This is a genomic window from Tardiphaga sp. (assembly GCF_041424195.1).
Classification (GTDB): domain Bacteria; phylum Pseudomonadota; class Alphaproteobacteria; order Rhizobiales; family Xanthobacteraceae; genus Tardiphaga.
In genome coordinates this window covers 1-1,666 of record NZ_JBGMOE010000077.1, presented here as the reverse complement: position 1 = coordinate 1,666, position 1,666 = coordinate 1, and the positions used below count along the sequence as shown (strand labels likewise).

The following is a 1,666-nucleotide window of genomic DNA, read 5'->3' as shown; positions in this document are numbered from 1 at the left end:
CTCTGACGCTGAAATCCCAAATGGCCATTTTGCACAGCTTCGCGGTCACGGGGCCGTTCCAGCGGTACTGCCTATCCGTTCCTGCCGCCCACTCCGGCCATTCCGGTACCGGTTGCGGTGGCTTTGAAAGACTGTGAATAGTCCCTAGATTTCTGGGTACCTTCGATCCTAATTTTGAGATATCAGGCGAAGAGGATGGCAGGGGGCATTTCACGCTTCGATTGCTTCCGACCCGCAACGATTCCGTTCCCGATTTCTTCCTCGACGAGGCCCTCGCGCTGCTCGGCTATTTCAGAGACGACCTCGACACGAGCCTTCTAAAACGCACGAATGCCGGCACCAAGTACCTGTTCATTCCGCCGAATAGGGGCACTGCGCGAAAGTGACATCCACGTACGTCAGGTGCGAACAAAGCTAGAGCATCAAGCTTTCGTTTTTGCTACTACGCCTTCAAGCGCCTTATAGAGTGCGGTTTTTCCAACCTTGAGCCGAGTGGCTGCTTCGCGGACCGTCAGCCCTGCCGCGATATGGTCGCGTGCCTTGCGCAGTTTGTCGGGCGTGATGACCGGGCGTCGGCCGCCAAGGCTTCCTCGTTCGCGCGCTGCCTTCAGTCCGGCATTAGTACGTTCGCGGATCAAATCGCGCTCAAACTGGGCGAGCGAGCCGAAGATATTGAACACCAGCATACCGCCTGACGTGGTGGTGTCGATCTGCTCGGTGAGTGATCGGAACCCGACGCCGCGCGCGGCGAGTTCGCCGACTTTCTCGATCAGGTGGCTCATCGAGCGCCCAAGCCTGTCGAGCTTCCACACGATCAGTGTGTCGCCGGCACGCAGATAGGCCAGTGCCTCGGCCAGCCCCGGCCGATCTGTCGTCGCGCCTGATGCGTGGTCGTCGAAGATGCGCTCGCATCCGGCTGCGTTCAGCGCGTCATGCTGAAGCGACAGCTTCTGGTCGCCGGTCGAAACCCGCGCATAGCCGATCAGCGCCACGGCTGGTCCCTTTCTGTCCGTTTTCCCATCGAGTTGCCTCTTTGTCCGAATCGCCATCGCTGGTCCAGGGTTAACGGACATATTCATGCTGACCGCCAGAGGACCGTCTAAAGGACACCGCTGGAAAAGGTTGTAGTACAAGGCAAGATGGCAGCCACGGGCACGCGAGGCCCTAGCCTGGCATTACGCTTGCCCGACCGACGAAAGTGAAATTGCCGACTAGCTCCCCATCATTCGCGAACTCAGCAATCAAGTCGGCGAGCATCGAGTTGGGGCGATACGCGATGACGGTGCTCTATTCGCGCTGGCTGGACCGGTCGATGGAAGCGAGTGAAAAAACCGTCAGGTGCTATCCTGACCCTCGTGGTCAATCAGATCGATTTGGGGTCAACTGGGTTTAACGATTACCCCCGTCAGGCCCATGTCGGTGACATTATGCGGTGGTTCCAGTGGAACCACTTTCGGACGATTGTAGCTTTTACGCTTCCAGTGGCGCAGGCTGTCGGCAACGGCCTGTCGGCCCTTCTGGCGACCACCTGATCGAAATTCTATACGCTTTGACGCATAAAAAACGGCGACCGTTAAGGTCGCCGTTTCATAAAATAGCCCGAAGGTAGAAAGATCAGTTGCTGCCGCTGGTTGCAGCAGCGATGCCGCCAGCTGCACCGGCAACG

Annotated in this window: 2 protein-coding genes; both read right to left on the bottom strand. The window is 58.2% G+C overall.

Annotation, left to right across the window (positions count from 1 at the left end):
* Window positions 1–422: 422 nt before the first annotated feature.
* Window positions 423–992, bottom strand: coding sequence for a recombinase family protein (locus ACEK02_RS12350; RefSeq protein ID WP_371422002.1), 570 nt, complete (start codon window positions 990–992; stop codon window positions 423–425).
* A gap of 387 nt (window positions 993–1,379) precedes the next feature.
* Window positions 1,380–1,666 (bottom strand): hypothetical protein (locus ACEK02_RS12345; RefSeq protein ID WP_371422001.1); only part of this gene is annotated, 287 nt, incomplete at its 5' end.